This is a genomic window from Acidovorax delafieldii 2AN, from assembly GCF_000175235.1.
In the GTDB taxonomy this organism is placed as follows: Bacteria; Pseudomonadota; Gammaproteobacteria; order Burkholderiales; family Burkholderiaceae_C; genus Acidovorax; species Acidovorax delafieldii_B.
This window is the reverse complement of the sequence record NZ_ACQT01000035.1, coordinates 1-24,862: the sequence shown is the minus strand read 5'-3', so window position 1 is coordinate 24,862 and position 24,862 is coordinate 1. Positions and strand designations below refer to the sequence as shown.

At 64.3% G+C, this 24,862-nt stretch carries 19 protein-coding genes, 1 tRNA gene and 1 pseudogene; 3 read left to right on the top strand and 18 right to left on the bottom strand.

The window, feature by feature from the left end; translation table 11 throughout:
* Positions 1 to 334 precede the first annotated feature (334 nt).
* From egtB to purL, 5 genes are all read right to left on the bottom strand, one after another.
* A complete protein-coding gene (gene egtB / locus ACDELDRAFT_RS07600) occupies positions 335 to 1,576 on the bottom strand; it encodes an ergothioneine biosynthesis protein EgtB (RefSeq protein WP_005795162.1) in 1,242 nt (413 codons plus the stop codon).
* Positions 1,577 to 1,596: 20 nt separating this feature from the next.
* On the bottom strand, positions 1,597 to 2,514 hold the full coding sequence (gene egtD, locus ACDELDRAFT_RS07595) for an L-histidine N(alpha)-methyltransferase (RefSeq protein ID WP_005795160.1): 918 nt from the start codon (positions 2,512 to 2,514) through the stop codon (positions 1,597 to 1,599).
* A 510-nt stretch (positions 2,515 to 3,024) separates the two neighbouring features.
* A complete protein-coding gene (locus tag ACDELDRAFT_RS07590; RefSeq protein WP_005795158.1) occupies positions 3,025 to 3,615 on the bottom strand; it encodes an OmpW/AlkL family protein in 591 nt (196 codons plus the stop codon).
* A 136-nt stretch (positions 3,616 to 3,751) separates the two neighbouring features.
* Entirely contained in the window at positions 3,752 to 4,741 is a 990-nt protein-coding gene (locus ACDELDRAFT_RS07585; RefSeq protein ID WP_005795157.1) for a DUF808 domain-containing protein, read from the bottom strand.
* Positions 4,742 to 5,120: 379 nt separating this feature from the next.
* Positions 5,121 to 9,128 carry a phosphoribosylformylglycinamidine synthase gene (gene purL, locus ACDELDRAFT_RS07580; RefSeq protein WP_040328426.1) on the bottom strand — a complete coding sequence of 1,336 codons (4,008 nt, stop codon included), beginning with the start codon at positions 9,126 to 9,128 and terminating at the stop codon, positions 5,121 to 5,123.
* A 199-nt stretch (positions 9,129 to 9,327) separates the two neighbouring features.
* Between purL and map the strand changes: the two genes are divergently transcribed.
* Both map and ACDELDRAFT_RS07570 read left to right on the top strand, forming a co-directional pair.
* The gene (gene map / locus ACDELDRAFT_RS07575; RefSeq protein WP_005795153.1) at positions 9,328 to 10,143 is read left to right on the top strand and encodes a type I methionyl aminopeptidase; all 816 of its coding nucleotides are present in this window, start codon (positions 9,328 to 9,330) and stop codon (positions 10,141 to 10,143) included.
* A gap of 72 nt (positions 10,144 to 10,215) precedes the next feature.
* Positions 10,216 to 12,807, top strand: coding sequence for a [protein-PII] uridylyltransferase (locus ACDELDRAFT_RS07570; protein ID WP_005795151.1), 2,592 nt, complete (start codon positions 10,216 to 10,218; stop codon positions 12,805 to 12,807).
* A 138-nt stretch (positions 12,808 to 12,945) separates the two neighbouring features.
* On the opposite strand, the gene ACDELDRAFT_RS07565 is transcribed toward ACDELDRAFT_RS07570, so the two are convergent.
* The 12 genes from ACDELDRAFT_RS07565 to ACDELDRAFT_RS07510 form a co-directional block, all read right to left on the bottom strand.
* Positions 12,946 to 13,263, bottom strand: coding sequence for a single-stranded DNA-binding protein (locus ACDELDRAFT_RS07565; protein ID WP_005795150.1), 318 nt, complete (start codon positions 13,261 to 13,263; stop codon positions 12,946 to 12,948).
* Positions 13,264 to 13,370: 107 nt separating this feature from the next.
* Positions 13,371 to 13,447: transfer RNA gene (locus tag ACDELDRAFT_RS07560), tRNA-Pro, on the bottom strand.
* A gap of 29 nt (positions 13,448 to 13,476) precedes the next feature.
* Positions 13,477 to 13,902, bottom strand: coding sequence for a MerR family transcriptional regulator (locus ACDELDRAFT_RS07555; protein ID WP_005795145.1), 426 nt, complete (start codon positions 13,900 to 13,902; stop codon positions 13,477 to 13,479).
* Positions 13,903 to 13,997: 95 nt separating this feature from the next.
* Entirely contained in the window at positions 13,998 to 14,318 is a 321-nt protein-coding gene (locus ACDELDRAFT_RS07550; RefSeq protein WP_085943600.1) for an integration host factor subunit alpha, read from the bottom strand.
* Between the two features lie 22 nt (positions 14,319 to 14,340).
* Complete coding sequence (gene pheT / locus ACDELDRAFT_RS07545) at positions 14,341 to 16,788, bottom strand: phenylalanine--tRNA ligase subunit beta (RefSeq protein ID WP_005795142.1); 2,448 nt, start codon at positions 16,786 to 16,788, stop codon at positions 14,341 to 14,343.
* Positions 16,789 to 16,860: 72 nt separating this feature from the next.
* A complete protein-coding gene (locus ACDELDRAFT_RS07540) occupies positions 16,861 to 17,913 on the bottom strand; it encodes a phenylalanine--tRNA ligase subunit alpha (protein ID WP_005795140.1) in 1,053 nt (350 codons plus the stop codon).
* 101 nt (positions 17,914 to 18,014) lie between these two features.
* Positions 18,015 to 18,374 carry a 50S ribosomal protein L20 gene (gene rplT, locus ACDELDRAFT_RS07535; protein ID WP_005795139.1) on the bottom strand — a complete coding sequence of 120 codons (360 nt, stop codon included), beginning with the start codon at positions 18,372 to 18,374 and terminating at the stop codon, positions 18,015 to 18,017.
* Positions 18,375 to 18,399: 25 nt separating this feature from the next.
* Positions 18,400 to 18,603 (bottom strand): 50S ribosomal protein L35, encoded by a 204-nt coding sequence (gene rpmI, locus ACDELDRAFT_RS07530; RefSeq protein WP_005795135.1) that lies wholly within the window; start codon positions 18,601 to 18,603, stop codon positions 18,400 to 18,402.
* Between the two features lie 177 nt (positions 18,604 to 18,780).
* Positions 18,781 to 19,386, bottom strand: a complete 606-nt coding sequence (gene infC, locus ACDELDRAFT_RS07525; protein ID WP_081470091.1) for a translation initiation factor IF-3 — start codon at positions 19,384 to 19,386, stop codon at positions 18,781 to 18,783.
* A 79-nt stretch (positions 19,387 to 19,465) separates the two neighbouring features.
* Complete coding sequence (gene thrS / locus ACDELDRAFT_RS07520) at positions 19,466 to 21,385, bottom strand: threonine--tRNA ligase (RefSeq protein WP_005795132.1); 1,920 nt, start codon at positions 21,383 to 21,385, stop codon at positions 19,466 to 19,468.
* Between the two features lie 285 nt (positions 21,386 to 21,670).
* Positions 21,671 to 23,002: an isocitrate lyase gene (gene aceA / locus ACDELDRAFT_RS07515; protein ID WP_005795131.1), complete on the bottom strand. Its 1,332-nt coding sequence runs from the start codon at positions 23,000 to 23,002 to the stop codon at positions 21,671 to 21,673.
* 268 nt (positions 23,003 to 23,270) lie between these two features.
* Positions 23,271 to 23,675, bottom strand: coding sequence for a gamma-glutamylcyclotransferase family protein (locus tag ACDELDRAFT_RS07510; RefSeq protein WP_005795129.1), 405 nt, complete (start codon positions 23,673 to 23,675; stop codon positions 23,271 to 23,273).
* A 35-nt stretch (positions 23,676 to 23,710) separates the two neighbouring features.
* Here ACDELDRAFT_RS07510 and ACDELDRAFT_RS07505 point away from each other — a divergent pair, with 35 nt between their 5' ends.
* The gene (locus tag ACDELDRAFT_RS07505; protein ID WP_040328406.1) at positions 23,711 to 24,673 is read left to right on the top strand and encodes a DMT family transporter; all 963 of its coding nucleotides are present in this window, start codon (positions 23,711 to 23,713) and stop codon (positions 24,671 to 24,673) included.
* On the opposite strand, the pseudogene ACDELDRAFT_RS07500 reads toward ACDELDRAFT_RS07505, so the two are convergent.
* Positions 24,659 to 24,862, bottom strand: a pseudogene (locus ACDELDRAFT_RS07500) (ribonuclease E activity regulator RraA); the annotation flags it as partial. The gene ACDELDRAFT_RS07505 and the pseudogene ACDELDRAFT_RS07500 overlap by 15 nt on opposite strands.

Here is a 24,862-nt window from a genome sequence, read left to right as displayed (position 1 = left end):
AGGCCGTAGCGGCCGAAGCCGCACCACTGGCCGCCGCCAGGCCCCGTAAAGCACCGGCCCGGCCCCGCAAGGCGCGCAAGGCCCGCAGCCGACACCGGGGCCGAGTGAAAGAAACCGGCCCATCGGCCGGTTGCTGCGTCGTTGCCTTGCCACGCCGACGCACTGATGCATTGATGCGAAGACGCATCTGTGGCTGCTCGGGACGGAGCACCTGTCTCGCTGCGAGCCATGGCCCCCTTGCCCCCCCTTGCCCAAGGGCATCGCCGACATCGGGCACAGGGCAAGCAAGCAGGCCCGCAGCGCAGGCGGGCCCAGGAGCGGGTGACCCGGCACGTCACAGGTCCCGCGCCAGGCGCACCCCTGAAAACTGCCAGCGTGCCGTGGCCGGGAAGAAATTGCGGTAGCTGGCGCGTACATGGCCGCAGGGCGTGGCGCACGAACCACCCCGCAGCACGTACTGATTGACCATGAATTTGCCGTTGTATTCACCCACGGCCCCTTCCGCTGCCTGAAACCCCGGGTAGGCCGCGTAGCCCGACTGCGTCCACTCCCAGGCATCGCCAAACATCTGCGCAAGGCCCGGCTCTACCGCCGCCTGGGGATGCAGCACGCCCGAGTCCGCGAAGGGGCCCACCGAGGCCTGGGGCGGCAGAGAGGCGGCCGCGACCTCCCATTCGGCCTCGGTGGGGAGGCGAGCACCCGCCCAGCGCGCATACGCATCCGCTTCGAAGTACGACAGGTGCACCACAGGCTGAGCGCCCTGCAAGGGCCCCAGTCCCGCCAGCGAGAACTCTTGCCAGGCGCTGCTGGTGCGCCCCCAATACAAGGGCTGCTCCAGCGCAAGGGCGCAGCGCCAGTCCCAGCCCTCGGCCAGCCAAAGGGCCGGGTTGCGGTAGCCGCCAGCCTCCACAAAACCCGCGAACTCCGCATTGGTGACCAATCGCGAAGCCAGCGCATAGGGGTTCAGGTACACCTTGTGGCGAGGACCTTCGTTGTCGAACGCGAAGCCGCTGCCCGCATGCCCGATCTCGCAGAGCCCGCCATCGAATGCGCACCACTGCAGCGGCAGCGCGGCAGCGGCAGGTGGAGGGGGCGCCGAATGGTAGGCTGGTTGCAAGGGGTTGCACGACAGCAGGTGCTTGATGTCGGTGACCAGCAGTTCCTGGTGCTGCTGCTCGTGCTGCAGGCCCAGCTCGACCAGGGCGCACTGGGCCGGGTTGCGCGCCAGCGTGGGCAGCAGCCGCTGCAGGTGCTCGTCCACATGGGCCCGGTAGGCCAGCACCTCGGCCAGCGAGGGCCGCGTGAGCAGGCCGCGCTGCGGCCGGGGGTGCCGCTCGCCGACGCCGTTGTAGTACGAATTGAACAGGACCCGGTAGGCAGGCTCGAAGGGTTCAAAACCGGGCTCGTGGGCTTCCAGCACGAAGGTTTCGAAAAACCAGGTGGTGTGCGCGAGGTGCCATTTGGCCGGGCTGGCGTCGGGCATGGACTGCGCCTGACAGTCTTCGGGCGACAGCGGCGCTGCCAGGGCCGTGGTGCGGTTGCGGATGTCGGTGTAGCGGGAATGCAAGGAAGTCATGGCGGAATCCGGACAAGGGCTCAAGGCAGGGCCAGCACCGTGGCAAACCAGGCCTGCCCGTCCGTCCAGGCCTGGGCGCGCGAAAAACCTGCCTGGGCCAGCAGGGCAGTGAACGCAGGCAACGGGTATTTGTAGCTGTTTTCGGTGTGGATGCGTTCGCCGGCCGCAAACCGGCGCTCTCCCGCAGGCCAGCGCACACGGATGGGCTCCAGGGCCTCCAGGTGCATTTCGATACGCGAGTGCTCATCGTTGAAGAAGGCGCGGTGGCCCCACTGGTCTTCCACGAAATCGCTGCCGATGAGCCGGTTCAGGTGGGCCAGCACGTTGAGATTGAAGGCGGCAGTGACCCCGGCGGCGTCGTCGTAGGCGGCCTCGAGCAGGGCCACGTCCTTGGGCAGGTCGATGCCGATCAACAGGCCGCCGTCGTTGTCGATCAGCCCGCGCATGTGCCGCAGCAGGTCGAGTGCATGGGGCGGATCGAAGTTGCCGATGGACGAGCCGGGATAGAAGACCAGACGCCCTTCAGCGGGAATGTCGGGGGGCAAGACAACTCCCTGGGTCATGTCGCCCGCCACGGCCCGCGCGTCCAGGCCCGGCACCTGCTCGCGCAGGCGCTGCACGGCCTGTTGCAGGTAGTCTGCCGAGATGTCCACCCCCACGAAGCAGGCGGGGCGTACCCAGCCGCACAAGGCGCGCGCCTTTTCGCAGTTGCCTGCGCCCAGCTCGATCACCGTGCGCACGGCGCCAGCCGCGCGCGCGATGTCGGCGCCATGCGTCTGCATGAGGGCATTTTCGGTGCGCGTCGGATAGTACTCGGGCAGGCGGGTGATGGCTTCGAACAGCCGCGAGCCCTTCTGATCGTAGAAATATTTGGGCGAAATGCGCGCGGGGCGCTGGATCAGGCCGTCGGTGATATCGCTATGGCGGGTCAGGGGCATGGCGGTAGGGCTCTGGGCATCGGCGGTAGGTGCGCACGCGCTGGGGACAGGCCCCTTGCGTGCGCCGAGGCGGAAAGCAAAGTGCCCGCGCGCGAACACGAAACAGGCCCGCGGCCCGGCCATGGGCCGGCAGCCAATCGAAGCCCCTCCCCGCACGCAGTCACGAGACACAGGCTAACGCACCCTGTGCGCGTTCCGCGTTACAACGCGCAACAGGATCCGGGCGGTCCGCCGGCGCGCCACCGTGGCCGGCCGCCTGCCGCAGCCTGTTTTGCCCGCAAAAACCACCAAAACATCGCCATGCGGAGGTGTGTTGGTCGCCAGCAGCTATGCAATCAATAGCAAGTAGGCGCGGATGGCAAGGCTTTGCTGCATGGCGGCCGCCCCGCCCCGGCAACCACCGCCACACCCCGCATGGCACGCACAGACGAAAAAAGGGCCGACGCATGCGTCGGCCCTTTTCCACCTTGGAGTCTTTGTGCCAGGCGCCGCTCGCACGGCGCCGCAGCATCAGAAGCGCCAGCCGAGGCCCACGCCCACCAGCACGGGATCGACCTTGAAGGTGCCCAGCTTGGCACCACCGGCGGTCACGTCGGTCTTGATGTAGACCTTCTTGACGTCGAAGTTCAGGTACACATTCTTGGACAGGGGGATGTCCACGCCGACCTGCAGGGCGGCGCCCCAGCTGTTGCGGTCGATGTCCACGCCGGCAGGCAGGTTCACGCTGGAGAAGCGCGTGTAGTTGACGCCCGCGCCCACATAGGGCTTGAAGCCAGGTGCGTCGAAGTGGTATTGCAGCAACAGCGATGGAGGCAAGTGCTTGAGGGTGCCGATGTCGGCGCCGCCAGCGCTCAGGGTGTGCTTCTGTGGCACCGTGAGGATCAACTCGGCGGCAATGTTCTTGTTGAAGAAGTACGAAATGTCGACTTCAGGAATCGTCTTGTTGTTCACCGACAGGCCCAGCGGCGTGCTGTCCTTGTTGGCGCTGTCGAGATGCACCGCGCGCACGCGGACAAGCCAAGGGCTCTCAGCTTGCTGCGCAAAGGCAGCGCCAGAGGTCAAGGCGCACAGAATGGCCACAGCCAGCAGGTTTTTTTTCATACAGAACTCGATGCGGTTAAACGGGGACGACCCCCGTAACGCAATTGAGCCTGTTAGCAAAATGGTCAACCTTGCCTCAGGTCAAACTGTTGGTACTTACCCCAACAAGCCGACACAACGGCGCCACGCTGGCCTGTCACCGCGCCGCCCGGCCCTTTCGCAAGCGGCCCAGCAAGCTGACGGCCGCCAGCACCAGCGCCCCGGCGGCCATGCCGATGAGTGCGTTGAGCACATTGGGCACCAGCACCGCCCACAGGCCGCCGGCCGGCCACAGGGCCGCTGCAGCGCCCAGGCCCTGAACGGCGTGATGCACCACTCCGACGCCATGCACCAGAATGCCACCGCCCACCAGGAACATGGCGGCCGTGCCGGCCACCGAAAGCGCCTTCATGAGCCAGGGTGCCGCACGCAGGATGCCCGCACCCAGCGCCTGGGCCGCGGCGCCGGGTTTGCGGTGCAGCCACAGCCCCAGGTCGTCGAGCTTGACGATCGCCGCCACAAAGCCGTAAACGCCCGCCGTCATGACCACGGCAATGCCCGCCAGAACGGCCACCTGCTGTGCGAAGGGCGCCGAGGCCACCGTGCCCAGCGTGATGGCGATGATTTCGGCTGACAGGATGAAATCGGTGCGCACGGCCCCCTTGATCTTGTCCTTCTCGAACGCCACCAGATCGACCGCCGGGTTGGCATTGGCCTGGGCGTGGCTGTCGTGGGCGGTCTCGTCGTCAGCGGCGCCGTGCAGAAGCTTGTGGGCCAGCTTCTCCATGCCCTCGTAGCACAGGAAAGCGCCCCCCACCATCAGCAGCGGCGTCACCGCCCAGGGGGCGAAGGCGCTGATGAGCAACGCAGCCGGCACCAGGATGGCCTTGTTCACGAGCGAGCCCTTGGCCACCGCCCACACCAAGGGAATCTCGCGTTCGGCACGCACGCCGGTGACCTGCTGGGCATTGAGCGCGAGGTCGTCGCCCAGCACGCCCGCCGTCTTCTGGGCCGCCACCTTGGTCATGACCGACACGTCGTCGGCCATGGCAGCGCTCTTCTTGGCGGCAACCTTGCTCATGAGGGCGACATCGTCGAGGATGGTGGCGATATCGTCGAGCAGGGCAAGCAGGCTGCCAGCGGCCATGAGAGTCCTTGAAAAGGGAGAAAGCGCTGACTATAGCAACGCCCCGAGACGGTTCCGCGCCAGACAATGCCGCATGAAAAACAGGGCCGAAGCCCCGTTGAACATTGAAATCCATGCCTGGACACGCGACTCAGCGAATTCAGCCTTCAAGGCGCGCTGCGCCCACTACCACCAGTTGAAAGCGCGCGGCCTCAGGCCAGGGCGACGGTGCAAGGGCCGGCCCGCCGCACCGGCTGCTTCTCCCTTCCCGATTCGCGCAACGAATCAAGAGAAGGGGCCGAGGGCTCCGAGCCTGCCGGTGCAGGCTTGGACACCCCCAAGAGCTGCCGCCTGGGGCGACCAGCACCGAGGTCCGCAAGGCCTCAGGGGGTGCCCCTCATCAATTCACCCACTTGCGCGCATTGCGCCAGATGCGCATCCAGCCGCTGTACTGCGACTGGTCTTCGCTGGTCCAGCTCATCTGCACATTGCGGAACACCCGCTCGGGGTGCGGCATCATGGCCGTGAATCGGCCGTCCGCCGTGGTCACGGCGGTGAGACCACCGGCACTGCCGTTGGGGTTGAAGGGGTACTGATCCGTGGCGCGGCCATGGTTGTCCACGTAGCGCATGGCGGCAATGGCCTTGTCCGCGTTACCCCGGTACTTGAAGTTGGCATAACCCTCGCCATGCGCCACGGCAATCGGCAGGCGGCTGCCGGCCATCCCTTGCAGGAACAGGCTGGGCGACTCGAGCACCTCCACCAGCGACAGGCGGGCCTCGAAGCGCTCGCTCTGGTTGGTGGTGAAGCGCGGCCAGTCTTGGGCGCCGGGGATGATGTCGGCCAGCTCGGCAAACATCTGGCAGCCATTGCACACGCCCAGGCCGAACGTGTCCGTGCGGCCAAAGAAGCCCTGGAACTGCGCGGCCAGCACGGGGTTGAAAGTGATGGAGCGCGCCCAGCCGATGCCGGCGCCCAGCGTGTCGCCGTAGCTGAAGCCACCGCAGGCGACCACGCCCTTGAAGTCTTCGAGCTTGACGCGGCCGGTCTGCAGGTCGGTCATGTGCACGTCGTAAGCCTCGAAGCCTGCCTCGGTGAAGGCATAGGCCATTTCCACGTGCGAGTTCACGCCCTGCTCACGCAGGATGGCAACCTTGGGTTTGGCGAGGTTGAGGAACGGCGCCGCCACGTTGTCGGCCGCGTCGAACGTGAGGTGCACGTGCATGCCCGGGTCGGTGGGCTCGCCCGCCGCCGCGTGCTCGGCATCGGCATTGGCGGGGTTGTCGCGCTGCTGGCAAATCTTCCAACTCACCGCATCCCACACCTGGTGCAGGTCGGCCAGCGGCGCGCTGAACACGGCCTTGGCATCGCGCCAGACCTGGAGTGCGCCCTTGCCTGCGTCGATTTCGGACGACACTGGGCGCGTCTTGCCCACGAAGTGGCTGAATTTGGACAGGCCATGCTCGCGCAGCACCTGCATCACATCGTTGCGCTCGGCGGTGCGCACTTGCAGCAACACACCCAGCTCTTCGTTGAACAGCGCCTTGAGCGTCAGTTCTTCACGGCGGGCACTGACCTGCTGCGCCCAGTTCTTGGCGTCACCGGTTTCCATGCGGCTGTCGCTGATGCCGTCGCCTTCAGTCACCAGCATGTCCACGTTGAGCGCCACGCCCACGTGGCCGGCAAAGGCCATTTCTGCCGCCGCGGCCAGCAGGCCACCATCGCTGCGGTCGTGGTAGGCCAGGATCTGGCCCTTGGCGCGCAGTGCGTTCACGGCGTTGACCAAGTTGACCAGGTCTTTGGGGTCGTCCACATCGGGCACCACGTTGCCGCTTTGCTCCAGCGTCTGGCCCAGGATGCTGCCGCCCATGCGGTTCTGGCCCTTGCCCAGGTCAATCAGCACCAGCGTGGTATCGGCCTCGGTGGCGTTGAGCTGGGGCGTGAGCGTGCCGCGCACGTCGGACAGCGAAGCAAAGGCGCTCACGATCAGGCTGACGGGCGAGGTGACCTTCTTCTTGTCCGCGCCTTCGCTCCACTGCGTGCGCATGGACAGCGAATCCTTGCCCACGGGGATGGACACGCCCAGCGCGGGGCACAGCTCCATGCCCACGGCCTTCACGGTTTCGTACAGCGCGGCGTCTTCGCCAGGCTCGCCGCAAGCGGCCATCCAGTTGGCCGACAGCTTCACACGCGGCAGCTCAATGGGCGCAGCCAGCAGGTTGGTGATGGCTTCCGCCACCGCCATGCGGCCCGATGCGGGCGCGTTGATGGCGGCCAGCGGCGTGCGCTCGCCCATGCTCATCGCTTCGCCCGCAAAGCCCTTGTAATCGGCCAGCGTCACGGCGCAATCGGCCACGGGCACCTGCCAGGGGCCGACCATCTGATCGCGGTGGCTCAGGCCGCCCACGGTGCGGTCGCCGATGGTGATGAGGAAACGCTTGGACGCCACCGTGGGGTGGGCCAGCACGTCGATCACGGCCTTTTGCAGGGGCACGCCGGTCAAGTCCATGGGCTTGAACTCACGCGCCACGGTGGTCACATCGCGGTGCATCTTGGGCGGCTTGCCCAGCAGCACGTTCATGGGCATGTCCACGGGCAGCTTCTGGTCGTCGGCCGTGGCAGCAGGGTCGTGCAGCACCAGCTGGCGCTCTTCGGTGGCCGTGCCGATCACGGCAAACGGGCAGCGCTCGCGTTCGCAGAAGGCTTTGAACTGCTCCAGCGATTCGGGCGCGATGGCCAGCACGTAGCGTTCCTGGCTTTCATTGCTCCAGATTTCCTTCGGGCTCATGCCGGACTCTTCGAGCTGCACCGCGCGCAGGTCAAAGCGTGCGCCCCGGCCTGCGTCGTTGGTCAGCTCGGGGAAGGCGTTGGACAAACCGCCCGCGCCCACGTCGTGGATGGCCAGGATGGGGTTGGCCGGGCCCTGCGCCCAGCAATGGTTGATGACCTCTTGCGCACGGCGCTCGATCTCGGGGTTGCCGCGCTGCACCGAGTCAAAGTCCAGCTCGGCCGCATTGGTGCCGGTGGCCATGGAACTGGCCGCGCTGCCGCCCATGCCGATGCGCATGCCGGGGCCGCCCAGCTGGATCAGCAGCGAGCCGGCGGGGAATTCGATCTTTTGGGTCAGCTCCGCATCGATCACGCCCACGCCGCCCGCGATCATGATGGGCTTGTGGTAGCCACGCTGCACACCGCCGACGTTCTGCTCGTACTCGCGGAAGTAGCCGTTCAGGTTGGGACGGCCGAATTCGTTGTTGAACGCCGCGCCGCCCAAGGGGCCTTCGACCATGATCTGCAGCGGGCTGGCAATGTGCTCGGGCTTGCCCACGGTGCTGCCCCAGAGCTTGGACACGGTGAAACCCGTGAGGCCGGCCTTGGGCTTGGAGCCACGGCCCGTGGCGCCTTCGTCGCGGATCTCGCCGCCCGCGCCGGTCGATGCGCCCGGGAAGGGCGAGATGGCCGTGGGGTGGTTGTGGGTTTCCACCTTCATCAGCACATGCTGGGTGGCACTACTTTTTTGATAGCTGCTGGCGCTTGATTCATCCGCGCCAGAGGCCATTTTGGCTACAAATCGCTCGACCTGGTGGCCTTCCATGACCGAGGCGTTGTCCGAATACGCGATCACCGTGTGCTGGGGCGCCAGCTGGTGCGTGTTGCGGATCATGCCGAACAGGCTCTTGTCCTGCGCCACGCCGTCGATGGTGAACTCGGCGTTGAAGATCTTGTGGCGGCAGTGTTCGCTGTTGGCCTGCGCGAACATCATCAGCTCCACGTCGGTGGGGTTGCGCTTCAGGCCCGCGAAGGCAGTCACGAGGTAGTCGATTTCATCGTCGGCCAGGGCCAGGCCGAAGCGGGTGTTGGCGGCCTCCAGGGCAGCACGGCCACCGGCCAGCACGTCCACATGCTCCATGGGCGCGGGCTGCAGTTCGGTGAACAGGGCGGCCGCGGCGCTGCGGTCGGCCACCACCGATTCGGTCATGCGGTCGTGCAGCAGGGCCGCGATCTGGCCCCGTTGCTCGGCCGTCAGCTCGGGCGTCTTACCCAGAAGTCCCGATTTCAGGCTGATGCGGTACTCGGTGATGCGCTCGACGCGGCGGATGGCGATGCCGCAGTTGCGCGCAATGTCGGTGGCCTTGGAGGCCCAGGGCGACAGCGTGCCCAGGCGGGGCGTGACGATGAGCGCGGCGCCGTCTTCAGGGCCCGCGTAGGGGTCGCCGTAGGTCAGCAGCGCGGCCAGGCGTTCTTGTTCAACGGGCGTCGGGGCCGCATCGGTCGCGACCAGGTGCACGAAACGCGCTGCAATGCCACTGATCTTGGGGTGGATCGCCTCCAGGGCGGGTTGAAGTTGCTGGGCGCGGAAGGAGCTGAGGGCGTTGCCGCCCGCCAGCGTGGTCATGTGCAAGGTCACGGTAGCGGCCTGTTCGGGTGAGAGGGGATGGGCGCGCGCAAGGCCCCGCGTCCCCGGGTTGGGCTGCCGCGCAAAGATGGCGTGGCCCAGCCGGACGATGCAGTGAGGCTTGTCAGCGCAGCCTTCCATTTTACCGGGCCCGAGCGCGGACCATTCCCTTCCCAAGCAAGGCTTGGGGGGCAATGGGATAATTGCAGGCATGAGCATCACCATCAAAACCGCAGAAGACATCGCTGGCATGCGCCTCGCCTGCCGCCTGGCCTCTGAAGTGCTTGACTACATCGCCCCGCACATCAAACCCGGCATCACCACCAAAGAAATCGACCGTCTGGGCGCCGAGTGCATGGCCGCACAGGGCACCATTTCCGCCACCGTGGGCTACCAGCCCCCCGGCTATCCGCCCTACCCCGGTTCGCTGTGCACTTCGGTGAACCACGTGGTCTGCCACGGCATTCCCAACGACAAGCCCCTGAAAAAAGGCGACATCGTGAATGTGGACGTGACCGTCATCACCAAGGACGGCTGGTATGGCGACAACAGCCGCATGTATCTGATCGGCGAGTGTTCGATTGCCGCCAAGCGCCTGTCCGCTATCACTTACGACGCCATGTGGCTGGGCATCCAGCAGGTGCGCCCCGGTGCGCACCTGGGCGACATCGGCCACGCCATCCAGAAGTTTGCCGAAGGGCATGGCTTCTCGGTGGTGCGCGAGTTCTGCGGCCACGGCATCGGCCAGAAGTTCCACGAGGAGCCCCAGGTGCTGCATTACGGCCGCCCCGGCACGCTGGAGGAACTGAAGCCCGGCATGGTGTTCACCATCGAGCCCATGATCAATGCGGGCCGGCGCGAGATCAAGGAATTCGGCAACGACGGCTGGACCATCGTCACCAAGGACCACAGCCTGTCGGCCCAGTGGGAACACACCGTGCTGGTCACCGAGACCGGGTATGAGGTGATGACGCTGTCTGCGGGCTCGCCGCCGCTGCCACCGTTCGTGACCGCCACGACCACCTGAGGTGCGGCCTCCGCGAGCACGAGTCTTGCTTGCCCGGGTCATGGCCCACCGCCTCCTTTCTTTGCCCTGACCATGACGGAAATTCACGCCCTGCGGGACGCCTACCGCCGCGACAAGGCGGCACTGCTCGCCTCGATGCAGGCCACGGGAGCATCCACACGCGGCATTCGCACCGTGCTGCGCAAGCTCTCGGGCCTGGCCGGCGGGCTGCTGCAGGCCCTGTGGCTGCGCGCCCAGCTCCCACCCGAACTGGCCCTGGTGGCGGTGGGCGGCTTCGGGCGTGACCAGCTCTTTCCCAGTTCCGACGTCGATGTGCTGCTGCTGCTGCCCGAGGGCAGCGCGCCCGAGGCAGGCTGCGACTTGCGCTCGCGCCTCGAGAGCTTCATCGGCAGTTGCTGGGACGCGGGCCTCGAAATCGGCTCCAGCGTGCGCACGGTGGCCGAGTGTCTCGCCGAAAGCGCCGCCGACGTCACCGTGCAGACCTCGCTGCTTGAATCGCGCCTGGTGTGCGGCAATGCCGCGCTGTTTGCCCAGTTCCAGCGCGAGTACAGCGCCCGGATGAACCCGCAGGCCTTCCTGGTGGCCAAGACGCTGGAGATGCGCCAGCGCCACAACAAATACGAAAACACACCCTACGCGCTGGAGCCGAACTGCAAAGAGTCGCCCGGCGGCCTGCGCGACCTGCAGATGATTCTGTGGGTGGCCCAGGCCGCGGGGCTGGGCCGCACCTGGAAGGAGCTGGCCGCCAGCGGAATGGCCACGGCCTTCGAGGTGCGCCAGATCGAGCGCAACGAAGCCGTGCTGTGCCTGATCCGTGCGCGCCTGCATGCGGCCGCGGGGCGGCACGAAGACCGGCTGGTGTTCGACCTGCAGACCACCGTGGCCGAGTCGTTCGGCTACCGCTCGCAGGCGCCCGACGGCACACGCCTGCCCATGCGCGCCAGCGAAACACTGATGCGCCGCTATTACTGGGCGGCCAAGGCCGTGTCGCAGCTCAGCCAGATCCTGCTGCTCAACATCGAGGAGCGCCTGAACCCCTCGACCCACGAGCCCCGCCCCATCAACCCCCGCTTCTTTGAAAAGGCGGGCCTCATCGAGGTGGCCAGCGACGACCTGTACCAGCGCGATCCCCACGCCGTGCTCGAAACCTTCCTGCTCTACCAAACCACCGTGGGGCTCAAGGATCTCTCGGCGCGCACCTTGCGCGCGCTGTACAACGCGCGCGGCGTGATGGATGGCGCCTTTCGGCGCGACCCGGTCAACCGCGCCACCTTCATGCGCATCCTGCAGCAGCCTTCTGGCATCACGCATGCCATGCGGCTCATGAACCAGACCTCGGTGCTGGGACGCTACCTGTGGGCCTTTCGCGGCATCGTGGGACAGATGCAGCACGACCTGTTCCACGTCTACACGGTGGACCAGCACATCCTCATGGTGCTGCGCAACATGCGGCGCTTCTTCATGGCCGAGCATGCGCACGAGTACCCGTTCTGCTCGCAACTCGCGGCGGGCTGGGACAAGCCGTGGATTCTCTATGTCGCGGCACTGTTCCACGATATCGGCAAGGGCCGCGGCGGCGACCATTCACAGATTGGCGCCGTGGAAGTGCGCCGCTTTTGCCGCCAGCACGGCGTGGACCGCGAGGATGCCCGGCTCATCGAATTCCTCGTCCGGGAGCACCTGGGCATGAGCCGCATCGCCCAGAAGGAAGATTTGAGCGACCCCGACGTGATTGCCGCATTTGCGCGCCGCGTCGGCAACGAGCGCTACCTGACGGCGCTGTACCTGCTCACCGTGGCTGATATTCGCGGCACCAGCCCCAAGGTCTGGAATGCCTGGAAGGGAAAGCTGCTGGAAGATCTGTACCGCGCCACCCTGCGCACCCTGGGCGGCCGGGCCCCCGACGCTGCCGCCGAGATCGAGGCACGCAAGCGCGAGGCGCTGGTGCTGCTGGCGCTCAACGCCCTGCCCTTCGAGGCCCACAAGGCGCTGTGGGCCACGCTCGACGTGAGCTATTTCATGCGCCACGAGGCGGCCGACATTGCCTGGCACACGCGCCACCTGTCGCGCCATGTCGGCACGGCCCACCCGGTGGTGCGCGCGCGCCAGTCGCTCGCTGGCGAGGGGCTGCAGGTGATGGTGTATGCCCCCGACCAGGCCGACCTGTTCGCGCGCATCTGCAGCTATTTCGACCGGGCTGGCTTCAGCATCCTGGATGCGCGCGTCCACACCGCCAACAACGGCCACGCGCTCGACACCTTCCAGGTTGTGGCGTCGGCGCTGCCCGGCCATTACCGCGAACTCACCCACATGGTGGAGAGCGACCTGGTGCGGTCCATCGAAACCGGGGGACCGCTGCCCGACCCTGCTGCCAAACGCGTGTCACGCCGCGTCAAGAGCTTTCCCGTGGCGCCCCGTGTGACGTTGCGACCGGATGAAAAGGCCCAGCGCTGGCTGCTGGCCATATCGGCCAGCGATCGTGCCGGTCTGCTGTACCTGGTGGCCCGCATCCTGGCCCGCCACCACTTGAGCGTGCAACTGGCCAAGGTGAGCACTTTGGGCGAGCGGGTGGAAGACACCTTCCTGATCCAGGGACCCGAGCTGCAGAACAACGCCCGGCAGATCGAAATCGAGACCGAATTGCTGCAGGCCCTCTCGGCCTGACACGCAAGGGCGCAGGCCGCACAGCGGGGCGTGCCAGCACGCGGCTACAGCGCGCAGATCGACGGCATGTGGAGCAAGCCTGGTGGTTCGGAGCGCGGGAAGCTCATCCACGCACCAGCGGCCCCTCTCCCCATGTCGTCAAGCCAAGCGCGTCTCGCTAGCGTCGTGGGCACTCAAAACGCGGTGAGCCACCATGTCGAGTGCGGGGCGAACATTGCCCTGCTTGTCGGTCCAGACCCGAGGGGTAATTCCGCCAGCCAGGGCCACGGGCTCGCCCTCTGCCAGCGCCTGCAAGGCCATGCACGCCGCAGGCTCGAATGCGATCACATTCACGATCAGCGTTTCACCATCGCCAGTGGTGGCCAGCACCTTGACCACGGCAAAGGGTTTGCCAGCTTTGTCGGTACGCAACTCTGCGGGTCCGTAAAGCTTTCCAGCGACTAGTCCACTGATCATCTGTTTGTTGAACGCCAAGGGAAGAACGGAACGATACCCGGCAGTTGCCAGGCGACGGAAACAGCAAAAAAGCCCAGAACCTTTCGGCTCTGGGCTTTTGCTATCAATGGTCGGCGTGGCGGGATTCGAACTCGCGACCCCTTGCACCCCATGCAAGTGCGCTACCAGGCTGCGCTACACGCCGACAAGACCTAAATTATATACAGAAAAACCTCACTCAAAAGAAAGTAGCGCACGAATTTCAAATAGTTCCTGGCGAACCGCATTTCCATCCGCGAACGAGCCACCCACCCCCGCACGCACACTCAGCACCGGAGCCATCTCTGGCACAGTCATCACAGCGGGTAAGGGCGCCTGTACCGGAGCGTCTTCGACAACACCATGGGCCTGGTCCTGCAGGCGGTTGCGAGCGCCGCTGATCGTGAAGCCCTGGTCATACAAGAGTTCGCGAATGCGCCGGATCATGAGCACCTCGTGGTGCTGGTAATAGCGACGGTTGCCGCGCCGTTTCATGGGGCGCAACTGGGTGAACTCCTGCTCCCAGTAGCGCAGCACGTGGGGCTTGACGCCACACAGTTCCGCCACCTCACCAATCGTGAAGTACCGCTTGGCGGGAATGGAGGGAAGCACGGTGCCCATGGATGCTCGTTTGGACGAAAAGCTCGCTAGCGTACTGCAGACGAATCCCGTGCGCCAGACCCCAACAGCAATTCAGGCCACGGATGGGCAAAAACTCACACCGCCGCCTGGATCTGCTCTTTGAGCTTGCTGCTGGCGTGAAAAGTAACCACCCGGCGCGCCTGAATGGGAATGGCCTCGCCAGTGCGCGGATTGCGGCCCGGCCGGGGCGCCTTGGTGCGGATCTGGAAGTTACCAAAGCCCGACAGCTTCACGTCCTTGCCGTCCACCAGGCGCTGCGCGATAAGGTCGAAGAACGCGTCGATCATGTCCTTCGATTCACGCTTGTTCAAACCGATCTGGTCGAACAGAAGGTCCGCCAACTGCGCCTTGGTGAGCGCAGGGGTCTCGAGATTGTCTACCGCAAATTCGATCACGCCGGCACCTCCCTCTTCCTTGTCAAACACGCAGCCGCCCACCCGTACGGGCAACGAGCTGGGCCACCACGGCCTGCATGGCCGCCTCGATCTCGGCCTCGGTGAGCGTGGCTTCGTCACGCCCCAGCGTCAGGCGCACCGCCAGGCTCTTCTCACCGGCAGCCAGCCCGCCCGCAGGCGCCACCTCGCCGGCCCGCAGCGGCTTCGGACGATAGACATCGAACAGAACGGCAGAGCGCAGCATGGTGCCCGGCACGGCCGCGGCAATGGCGTCCATGACCTCGGTGTGCGTCACGCGCTCGGCCACCACCACGGCCACGTCGCGTTCAACCGCCTGGTGCTTCGCCACCGGCTTGAACTGCGGCACCGCACGTTGCTGCACGGCGTCCAGCTCCAGTTCGAACATCACGGGGGCTTGCGGCAGGTCCCACGACTGTCGCCATTGCGGGTGCAGTTCGCCGACGAAACCAATGGCCCGGCCGTCCAGCAACACGCGTGCGCAGCGCCCAGGGTGCATGGCCGGGTGCGTGCCAGGCTCGAAGGTCGCGCGCAGCGGCGCGAGCAACGCCTGCACGTCCCCCTTCACATCAAAGAAGTCAATGGCCTGTTCCTTGCGGCCCCATTGCAGCACATCGTTCGGGCCGTAAGCCAGGCCCGACACGCGCATGGGCTGATGAAAACCTTCCACCGTGGTGTCGGTGTTGCGCACGCCGGCGTCGCGCAGGAACACGCGGCCGAGCTCGAACACGCGCACGCGCTCGGCCTTCCGATCCAGGTTGAACTTCAAAACTTGTAGCAAAGAACCCAGCAGCGTAGAGCGCATGACGCTCATCTGGCTTGCAATGGGGTTCAACAGCTTGATCGGCTGGGCATTGGCGGCGAGCTCATGCTCCCAGCGCTCTTCCACAAAGCTGAAATTGATGGTTTCCTGGTATCCCAAGCCAGCCAGTGCGCGCCGCACGGCGAACGGACTGCGTGTCGCCTCGGCCGCCAGCTTGGGCGTGATGGGCGCCAGCGGCGGCGTGGTGGGCAGGTTGTTGTAGCCCACCATGCGGGCCACTTCTTCGATCAGGTCCTCTTCGATCGTGATGTCGAAGCGGTACGAGGGCGGCGCGACGGTGAGGGTGCCCTCGCCTTCCACCACCGGCAGGCCCAGGCCGCGCAGCGCATCGGCGCATTGCGCCTGCGTGAGCGGCATGCCGACGACCTTGGCAGCGCGCGCCACGCGCAGCGTGACAGGCTGCGGCTGGGGCATGTTCACCTGCTGGTCGTCCATGGGGCCACAGGCTGTCTCGGGTGTGCCGCAAATGTCGATGACGAGCTGCGTGATGCGCTCGATGTGTTCCACCGTAAGGCTCGGGTCCACACCCCGTTCGAAGCGGTGGCCTGCGTCGGTCGAGAAGTTGAAGCGGCGCGAACGCCCGGCCACCGCCTTGGGCCACCAGAAAGCGGCTTCAATGTAGACGTTCTTGGTGTCATCAGAGACCGCCGTCGCGTCGCCGCCCATGATGCCGGCCAGCGACTCGACCTGCTGGCCATCGGCAATCACGCCCACCTTGTCATCCACCGTGATGGTGTTGCCATTGAGCAGCTTGAGCTGTTCGCCCGCCTTGCCCCAGCGCACATCCAGGCCGCCATGGATCTTGTCCAGATCGAAAATATGCGATGGACGGCCCAGCTCGAACATCACGTAGTTCGAGATGTCCACCAGCGGCGACACGCCGCGCTGGCCGCAGCGGGCCAGGCGGTCCAGCATCCATTGCGGCGTGGCAGCGCGCGTGTTCACGTTGCGCACAATGCGGCCCGAAAAGCGCCCGCACAAATCGGGCGCGCTCACCGTCACCGGCAGCTTGTCCTCCAGCTTGGCTTGTACCGGCGGGAACGAGGGCTGCTGCAGCGGTGCACCCGTCAATGCGGACACTTCGCGGGCGATGCCGTAGACGCTCAGGCAATGCGCGAGGTTGGGCGTGAGCTTGAGGGTGAAGAGCGTGTCATCCAGGTTCAAATGCACGCGGATGTCTTGGCCCACAGGGGCCGAGACATCCAGCTCCAGCAGACCGCCATGGTCTTCCGACAGCTTGAGTTCGCGCGCCGAGCACAGCATGCCCTGGCTTTCCACGCCGCGCAGCTTGCCCACCTTGATGAGGAAGGGCTTGCCGTCGTCGCCGGGCGGCAACTCGGCCCCCACCAAAGCACAAGGCACCTTGATGCCCACGCGGGCATTGGGCGCACCACAAACGATGTTCAGCAGGGCGCCCTGCCCCACGTCCACCTGGCACACACGCAGGCGGTCGGCGTCTGGGTGCTGTACCGCCTCCTTGATCTCACCCACCACGATCTTGGTGAAAGGCGGAGCCACGGGGCGCAGCTCTTCCACCTCCAGACCGGCCATCGTCAGCGTTTCGGCCAGCTCGGCCGTCGTCAAAGGGGGGTTGCAGAACTCACGCAACCAGGATTCAGGAAATTGCATAGTCGGACACTCTTGTACGGAAGGTGCGCAGCACGGCCACAGGGCACGCGCGCGGCGCGAAGTCGGCTGGCTTTACTGGAACTGCGACAGGAAACGGATGTCGCCGTCGAAGAACAGGCGCAGGTCATTGACGCCGTAACGCAGCATGGTCAGGCGGTCCGGCCCCATGCCAAAGGCAAAGCCGATGTACTTCTCGGGGTCGAGTCCCATATTGCGCACCACATTCGGGTGCACCTGGCCCGAGCCCGCCACTTCCAGCCAGCGGCCGGCCAGCGGGCCCGTCTGGAACTGGATGTCGATCTCGGCGCTGGGCTCGGTGAAGGGAAAGAAACTGGGGCGAAAGCGCAGCACGAGATCGTCGCTTTCAAAGAAGGTGCGGCAGAACGCCGTGAAGATGACCTTCAGGTCCTTGAAGCTCACGTTCTCGCCGATCCACAGGCCTTCGCACTGATGGAACATGGGCGAGTGCGTGGCGTCGCTGTCCACCCGGTAGGTGCGGCCCGGCGCGATGACGCGAATCTCGGGCATGGGCTGGCCGGCATCCAGCAATGCGCGGTGCTTTTTGACGTGCTGCACGGCGTGGCGCACCTGCATGGGGCTGGTGTGCGTGCGCAGCAAGTTGGGCGCCTCGGGCGTACCGCCTTCGACGTAAAAGGTGTCGTGCATGGAACGCGCCGGATGGTCTTCGGGCGTGTTCAGTGCCGTGAAGTTGAACCAGTCGGTCTCGATCTCGGGCCCTTCGGCGACGTCAAAACCCATCGAGCCGAAGATGCCCTGAATGCGCTCGAGCGTCAGCGACACGGGGTGCAGGCCACCCTGCCCACGTTGGCGGCCCGGCAGGCTCACGTCCAGCGCTTCAGCCTTGAGCTGCACCTGCAGCTCTGCGTCGGCCAGCGCCTGCCGGCGCGCCGTGAGTGCAGCCTCGATCGCCTGTTTGGCCACGTTGATGGCTGCGCCGCGAGATTTTTTATCCTCGGGAGAAAGCTGCGCCATACCCTTCATGAGCTCGGTCACGCGGCCCGACTTGCCCAGAAACTGCGCCTTGGCATTTTCGAGGTCTGCAGGAGTGGCACTTTGGGCAAACAGTTGCGTCGCGCTCTCGACCAGGGAATCCAACTCGTTCATATCGACTCTTGAAAATGAACAAGGGCTAGTGCCTTTTCAAGCCCTAGCCCTTGCTGTTATTGCGCAAGCAGCTATCAGAACGATAGCTCCTCATCGTGAACTCAAGCAGCCAGCTTGGCCTTGACTTGCTCCACGATGCTGCCAAAGGCAGCCTTGTCGTGCACGGCGAGGTCGGCCAGCATCTTGCGGTCGATCTCGATGGAAGCCTTCTTCAGGCCGTTGGCGAACTGGCTGTAGGTCAGGCCCAGTTCACGGGCAGCGGCGTTGATACGGGCGATCCACAACTGGCGGAACACGCGCTTCTTGGTGCGGCGGTCACGGTAGGCATATTGCCCAGCCTTCATTACCGCCTGTTTGGCGATACGGAAGACGTTACCGCGGCGACCACGGAAGCCCTTGGCAAGGGCGAGAACTTTCTTGTGACGGGCACGGGCCGTTACACCACGTTTGACGCGAGGCATGTATGTACTCCTTGTTCGTCAGTTATTAAAGGCCAGCGCTCGGCAGCATTTGTGCGATCGAGCCCATGTTGGTCTCATGCACATTCACTGCACCACGCAGATGGCGCTTGTTCTTGGTGGTCTTCTTGGTCAAGATGTGACGCTTGAAGGCTTGACCGCGCTTGACGGTACCACCTGGACGAACGCGGAAACGTTTTTTCGCGCTGCTCTTGGTCTTCATTTTGGGCATGTGAATGCTCCTTTTGTTTGTGCTCGTGAGGCGTTTGCAAACCGATCTGCAAACTTGTTGGCCCCGAGCCACTTTTATCGAAAGGCTTTCGCCCTTCGTTCGACGGCACCTTGGCACCGCCTCTGGCCACCCCACCCTTGCGGGTGCAGAGGCCAAATTACTGCATCACCCTGCGGCTCAAGAAGCCGAGCCGGCAGCCGGCGCGCTTTCTGCGGCGGGCTTGGCGGCGGGCTTCTTCTTGCCCGGGGCAATCATCATGATCATCTGGCGGCCTTCCAGCTTCGGAAACTGCTCGATGATGATGCTGTCTGCAAGTTCGTCGCGGATGCGATTGAGCAGCGCAAGGCCCAGTTCCTGGTGGGTAATTTCACGGCCACGGAAGCGCAGGGTGATCTTGCACTTGTCTCCGTCCGCCAGAAAGCGGCGGATGTTGCGCATCTTGATGTTGTAGTCGCCATCGTCCGTACCAGGACGGAACTTGACTTCCTTGATCTCGATGACCGTCTGCTTGGCCTTGGCTTCGGCCGCTCGCTTTTGTTCCTGGTACTTGAACTTGCCATAGTCCATGAGGCGGCACACCGGCGGATTTGCCGTGGCAGCGATTTCCACCAGATCCACGTCCAGTTCGCCGGCCATGCGCAATGCTTCCATCAAGCTCACGACGCCGAGCGGCTCATTGTCAGGCCCGGAAAGGCGAACTTCCGGGGCCATGATTTCACGGTTCAGGCGGTGCTTGCGCTCTTCGCGGTGGCGACGATCACGAAATTCAGTAGCGATGACTATCTTCCTTGAATCAAAATGCTACAAAAAAAGTAGCTAACACCGGACAATGGGCGCACGCCAGAGCATGTTTCATTCAAAATCACACTTTGGAAGCGATGTCCTGGGCAATCAGTTCTGCGAAGGCTTCAACGGACATCACGCCGAGGTCTCGATTACCCCGGGCGCGCACTGCGACGGCTCCGGCCGCCTTTTCCTTGTCGCCCGCGACAAGGATGTAGGGCAGCTTTTGCAATGAATGCTCGCGTATTTTATACGTAATCTTCTCGTTGCGCAGATCGAGCCCCACCCTAAGGTCTTGATGGGGCAGCAGTTTTTGCAGTTTTGCGGCAATTTCACGACAGTAGTCGGCCTGTGCATCCGTGATGTTGAGCACCGAAATCTGCACCGGAGCGAGCCACGTGGGCAAGGCGCCCGAATGCTGTTCGATCAGGATGCCGATGAACCGCTCGAGGCTGCCGACGATGGCGCGGTGCAGCATCACCGGGCGGTGCCGCGCGCCGTCCTCACCCACGTATTCGGCGTCCAGACGCTCAGGCATGGAGAAATCGACCTGCATGGTGCCGCACTGCCATTGGCGACCAATGGCGTCCTTGAGCGTGTATTCGATCTTGGGGCCATAGAAGGCACCGTCGCCCGGAGCGATCTCGAATTCGCAACCCGAAGCACGCAGGCTCTCCATGAGCGCGTGTTCGGCCTTGTCCCAGCTCTCGTCGGAGCCGATGCGCGCCTCAGGGCGCGTGGCCACCTTGTAGATGATATTGCTGAAGCCAAAGTCCTTGTAGACCTTCTGCAGCAATGCCGTGTAGGCGGTGCACTCGGGCAAGATGTGATCTTCGGTGCAGAAGATGTGCCCGTCGTCCTGCGTGAAGCCGCGCACGCGCATGATGCCGTGCAGCCCCCCGGTCGGTTCGTTGCGGTGGCATTGGCCGAATTCGCCGTAACGCAACGGCAGGTCGCGGTAACTCTTGATGCCTTGCTTGAAGATCAGGATGTGGCCGGGGCAGTTCATCGGCTTGAGGGCGTAATCGCGCTTCTCGCTCTCGGTCGTGAACATGTTGTCACGGTACTTGTCCCAGTGGCCCGTCTTTTCCCACAGCGTCTTGTCCAGCAACTGCGGACCTTTGACTTCGAGGTAGCCGTTGTCGCGGTAGACGCGGCGCATGTACTGCTCCACCTGCTGCCACACCGCCCAGCCCTTGGGATGCCAGAAAACGACGCCGGGGGCATGGTCGTCGATGTGGAACAGATCGAGCTCACGGCCCAGCTTGCGATGGTCGCGCTTTTCGGCCTCTTCCAGCATGGTGAGGTACTGCTGCAGTTCGTCCTTCGTGGCCCAGGCCGTGCCATACACGCGCTGCAGCATTTCGTTGCGGTGGTCACCGCGCCAGTAGGCACCGGCCACCTTCATGAGCTTGAAGAACTTGAGCTTGCCCGTGCTCGGCACGTGCGGGCCCCGGCACAAATCCTCGAACCTGCCCTCGCGGTACAGGCTCACGTCTTCGTTGCTCGGGATGCTGGCAATGATCTCGGCCTTGTAGTTCTCGCCCAGGCCCTTGAAATACGCCACGGCCTCGTCGCGCGGCAACACACGGCGCGCGATGGGCTCGTCTTTGGCAGCCAGCTCGGCCATGCGCTTTTCGATGGCTACAAGGTCTTCCGGCGTGAAGGGACGCTTGTACGCAAAGTCGTAGTAGAAGCCGTTCTCGATGACCGGACCGATGGTGACCTGCGCCTCGGGGAACAGCTCCTTGACCGCATAGGCCAGCAGGTGGGCCGTGGAGTGGCGGATCACCTCCAGACCGTCAGCGTCCTTGGCCGTCACGATGGACAACGGGCTGTCCTGCGTGATCTGGTAGCTGGTGTCGACCACCTTGTCGCCAATCTTGCCGGCCAGGGCAGCCTTGGCGAGGCCTGCGCCAATGGATGCGGCCACCTCGGCCACCGTCACCGGGCCGGGAAATTCGCGTTGGGAACCATCGGGGAGCGTGATGTGAATCATGGGAATCCTTGTCAAATCTTTTCAGGTGGGTTGAACGCGCTTCCCTGGCCCAGAAGCAAAAAAGCGCGGTACAGGTCCGCGCTTTTGGAAGGGAGAGAGGTGAGTCTCGTGCAGGCGCGAACGGCCAGCCTCAACGGCCGGTGAACATCTCCGATGTAGTTCGCGGTGTCATAACCAGCATGCCTTTCTCGCCCTTGTGCATTGATCAATCAACCCATTTTAACCTGCGCCAACAAAAAAGCCCGAAGCGAATGCTTCGGGCCTTGTGCGCAGTAGCGCGGCAGATCAGTGGAACTGCTCTTCTTCGGTGGAACCCGACAGGGCCTTCACGCTGGAAGAACCGCCCTGGATCACGGTGGTCACGTCGTCAAAGTAGCCTGCGCCCACTTCCTGCTGGTGCGACACGAAGGTGTAACCCTTCTCACGTGCGGCGAACTCGGGCTCTTGCACCATGTTGACGTAGTGCTTCATGCCTTCGCCACGGGCGTAGGCGTGAGCAAACTGGAAGGTGTTGAACCAGTTGATGTGGATACCGGCCAGCGTGATGAACTGGTACTTGTAGCCCAGTGCCGACAGTTCGTCCTGGAAGGCGGCGATCTGCTTGTCGTCCAGATTCTTCTTCCAGTTGAACGATGGCGAGCAGTTGTACGACAGCAGCTTGCCGGGGCAGGCGGCGTGCACGGCCTGGGCGAACTCACGGGCGAAGCCGATGTCGGGCACGCCGGTTTCGCACCACACCAAGTCAGCGTAGGGAGCGTAGGCCACGCCGCGGCTGATGGCTTGCTCCAGGCCGTTCTTCACACGGTAGAAGCCTTCTTGCGTGCGCTCGCCGGTCAGGAAGGGCTTGTCGTTGGCGTCGTGGTCGGACGTGATCAGATTGGCGGCTTCGGCGTCGGTGCGGGCCAGCACAATGGTGGACACACCCATCACGTCAGCGGCAAAACGTGCGGCAATCAGCTTCTCGCAGGCTTCTTGCGTAGGCACCAGCACCTTGCCACCCATGTGGCCACACTTCTTCACGGCAGCCAGTTGGTCTTCGAAGTGCACGCCCGCTGCGCCAGCAGCAATCATGTTCTTCATCAGTTCGAAGGCGTTCAGCACGCCACCGAAACCGGCTTCTGCGTCGGCCACGATGGGCAGGAAGTAGTCGATGAATTCCTTATCGCCGGGGTTGATGCCACGGCCCCACTGGATTTCGTCGGCGCGCTTGAAGGTGTTGTTGATGCGGCGAACCATGGTGGGCACCGAGTCGTAGGCATACAGCGACTGGTCGGGGTACATGGTTTCGGACGTGTTGCCGTCCGCAGCGACTTGCCAGCCCGACAGGTACACGGCTTCGAGGCCTGCCTTGGCTTGCTGCATGGCCTGGCCAGCAGAGATGGCGCCGAAGGCGTTGACGTAGCCCTTCTTGGCGCCGCCATTGATCTTGTCCCACAGCTTTTCAGCGCCGCGCTTGGCCAGCGTGTGCTCGATGGGCAGCGAGCCGCGCAGGCGCACCACGTCGGCAGCGGAGTAGCCGCGCTTCACGCCCTTCCAGCGGGGGTTCTGGGCCCAGTCTTTTTCCAGGGCGGCAATTTGCTGTTCGCGGCTCAGTTGTTCGTTGAGGGATTGGGGCATGAGATCACTCCAGAGGTTGGTTGAAAACGCCGGGCTGCCTTGTCGCCGCCCTTGGAGCTAACTGTAAGTCTTCTATAAGACCCATGCAAGCTCTTATGTCTTATAGAAGAGATAAATTTTTCCTTTTAAAAACAATGTGTTGCAGAGCTTATTTCTCAATGCAATATTGTTTTTCTCATATTGAGAAAACTTCCCGCACTGCACCATCACCATCTTTCCGCATCACAAAATCCAGTTTTTATATGATGGGAAGTTGCAACCAACCCGTCTATGCAACCCGCAACCAGTCTCCGTGGGCAATGCGGCTGGCCGGACCAATGCAGGCAGGGTTGATTTCATAGATGAGACACCGCAGCGTGCGGCCCCGCAACTCTACGTCGACTTCGCGCTTGTGGTACTCGTCTTCGGGGCCTGGGCGGATGCCTTCGATGGCATCCAGCCGCGCTTCCAGTGCGGCGGTGATGGCGTATACCTCGCCGACCACCGTGTCCGGGCCCAGCAGCAGCAACCCCGGGTAGCGGCCCAGGTGGAACAACGTGCCGCGCACCACGGCACAACCCAGCCACTGTGGCGAGGGCTGCAGCCGGGTGATGTCGTTGCAGCCGCCGCGCCGCAAGGTCCCATACACAAAAACGTGCCGCGCCGGCTGCTGGCCTTCGGTTTCATAAGGCATGATGCGCAGTCCTTTTTGCCCAAAACCCCAGTGTAGTGACCACTCCAAGCCGCCCTCTTGCCTATCTCTGCCTGGCCCTCAGCATGGCGTTGGTGGGCAGCTACGTGGCTCTCTCCAAACCGCTGGCGGCAGCGCTTCCGGTCTTTCTGCTGGCATGGATGCGCTTTGGCATCGGGGGGCTGGCCATGCTGCACTGGCTCAAAAAGCCCGCCGACGAGCCGCCGCTCACGCCGCAGGTACGCCGGCTGCTGTTTCTGGAATCGTTCCTCGGCAACTTCCTCTTCACCGTCTGCATGATCTACGGAGTGAGCCTGACCAATGCCGTGTCTGCGGGCGTGATCATGGCAGGCATCCCGGCGGCGGTAGCGGTGATGAGCTGGGCCTTTCTGCGGGAGCGCGTGGCACCACGCACATGGGTGGCCGTGGTCTGCGCAGTGGTCGGCATCGCCCTTTTTTCGCTCTCAAAAACAGAGCAATCAGCACATGCAGTGCAAGCGCTTGATGGTGAAAATACCCAAAATCTCGCGTGGCTGGGCCAGTTGCTGCTGGTGGGCGCAGTGGTCTGCGAAGCCGCCTACTCGGTCATCGGCAAGAAGCTGACGGGGGCGCTGGGGCCTAAGCGCATCACCGCGCTCATCAACCTGTGGGGCTTCGCGCTTTCCACGCCGCTGGGCCTGTACATGGCGTGGGGTTTCGACTTTGCTGCGGTGCGCTGGAGCATCTGGCTGTTGCTGCTGTTCTACGCGCTGGCCGCCTGCATGTGGACTGTGTGGCTGTGGATGACCGGGCTCAGGGCCGTGCCTGCGGCGCAAGGCGGCGTCTTCACCGTGCTGCTGCCCGTCAGCGCTGCCCTGGTGGGCGTGCTGGTGCTGGGCGAATCGTTCTCGAGCATGCAGCTGCTGGCTTTCGCCATTGCACTGGCCAGCGTGCTGCTGGCCACCCTGCCCTCGCGCGCCGCCCTGCGCGCGGGCCGCAGAGGCAACTCAGGGCAACAATGACCGGGCGCTGACCACAATGCCGTCCGCGTCCGCATAGAGCCAGTCACCCGGCCGCACCCCAACGCCCTGGATCTGCACTGCCACATCGCGTTGGCCTTCATTGCGCTTCTCAGTGGGCAGCGGCATCAGGCCCAGCGCGCGGATGCCCACGGCGGCCGCGTTGAGTTCGGCAACATCGCGCACGCAGCC

Excerpts from the sequence above, each read along its gene's own strand:
- egtB (WP_005795162.1), bottom strand. The coding sequence starts at position 1,576 with ATGACTTCCTTGCATTCCCGCTACACCGACATCCGCAACCGCACCACG.
- ACDELDRAFT_RS07585 (WP_005795157.1), bottom strand. The coding sequence starts at position 4,741 with ATGGCCGCTGGCAGCCTGCTTGCCCTGCTCGACGATATCGCCACCATC.
- ACDELDRAFT_RS07555 (WP_005795145.1), bottom strand. The coding sequence starts at position 13,902 with ATGGGCACCGTGCTTCCCTCCATTCCCGCCAAGCGGTACTTCACGATT.
- rpmI (WP_005795135.1), bottom strand. The coding sequence starts at position 18,603 with ATGCCCAAAATGAAGACCAAGAGCAGCGCGAAAAAACGTTTCCGCGTT.
- aceA (WP_005795131.1), bottom strand. The coding sequence starts at position 23,002 with ATGCCCCAATCCCTCAACGAACAACTGAGCCGCGAACAGCAAATTGCC.
- thrS (WP_005795132.1), bottom strand. The coding sequence starts at position 21,385 with ATGATTCACATCACGCTCCCCGATGGTTCCCAACGCGAATTTCCCGGC.
- ACDELDRAFT_RS07570 (WP_005795151.1), top strand. The coding sequence starts at position 10,216 with ATGACGGAAATTCACGCCCTGCGGGACGCCTACCGCCGCGACAAGGCG.
- ACDELDRAFT_RS07565 (WP_005795150.1), bottom strand. The coding sequence starts at position 13,263 with ATGATCAGTGGACTAGTCGCTGGAAAGCTTTACGGACCCGCAGAGTTG.
- map (WP_005795153.1), top strand. The coding sequence starts at position 9,328 with ATGAGCATCACCATCAAAACCGCAGAAGACATCGCTGGCATGCGCCTC.
- ACDELDRAFT_RS07510 (WP_005795129.1), bottom strand. The coding sequence starts at position 23,675 with ATGCCTTATGAAACCGAAGGCCAGCAGCCGGCGCGGCACGTTTTTGTG.
- pheT (WP_005795142.1), bottom strand. The coding sequence starts at position 16,788 with ATGCAATTTCCTGAATCCTGGTTGCGTGAGTTCTGCAACCCCCCTTTG.
- egtD (WP_005795160.1), bottom strand. The coding sequence starts at position 2,514 with ATGCCCCTGACCCGCCATAGCGATATCACCGACGGCCTGATCCAGCGC.
- ACDELDRAFT_RS07540 (WP_005795140.1), bottom strand. The coding sequence starts at position 17,913 with ATGAACGAGTTGGATTCCCTGGTCGAGAGCGCGACGCAACTGTTTGCC.
- ACDELDRAFT_RS07590 (WP_005795158.1), bottom strand. The coding sequence starts at position 3,615 with ATGAAAAAAAACCTGCTGGCTGTGGCCATTCTGTGCGCCTTGACCTCT.
- rplT (WP_005795139.1), bottom strand. The coding sequence starts at position 18,374 with ATGCCTCGCGTCAAACGTGGTGTAACGGCCCGTGCCCGTCACAAGAAA.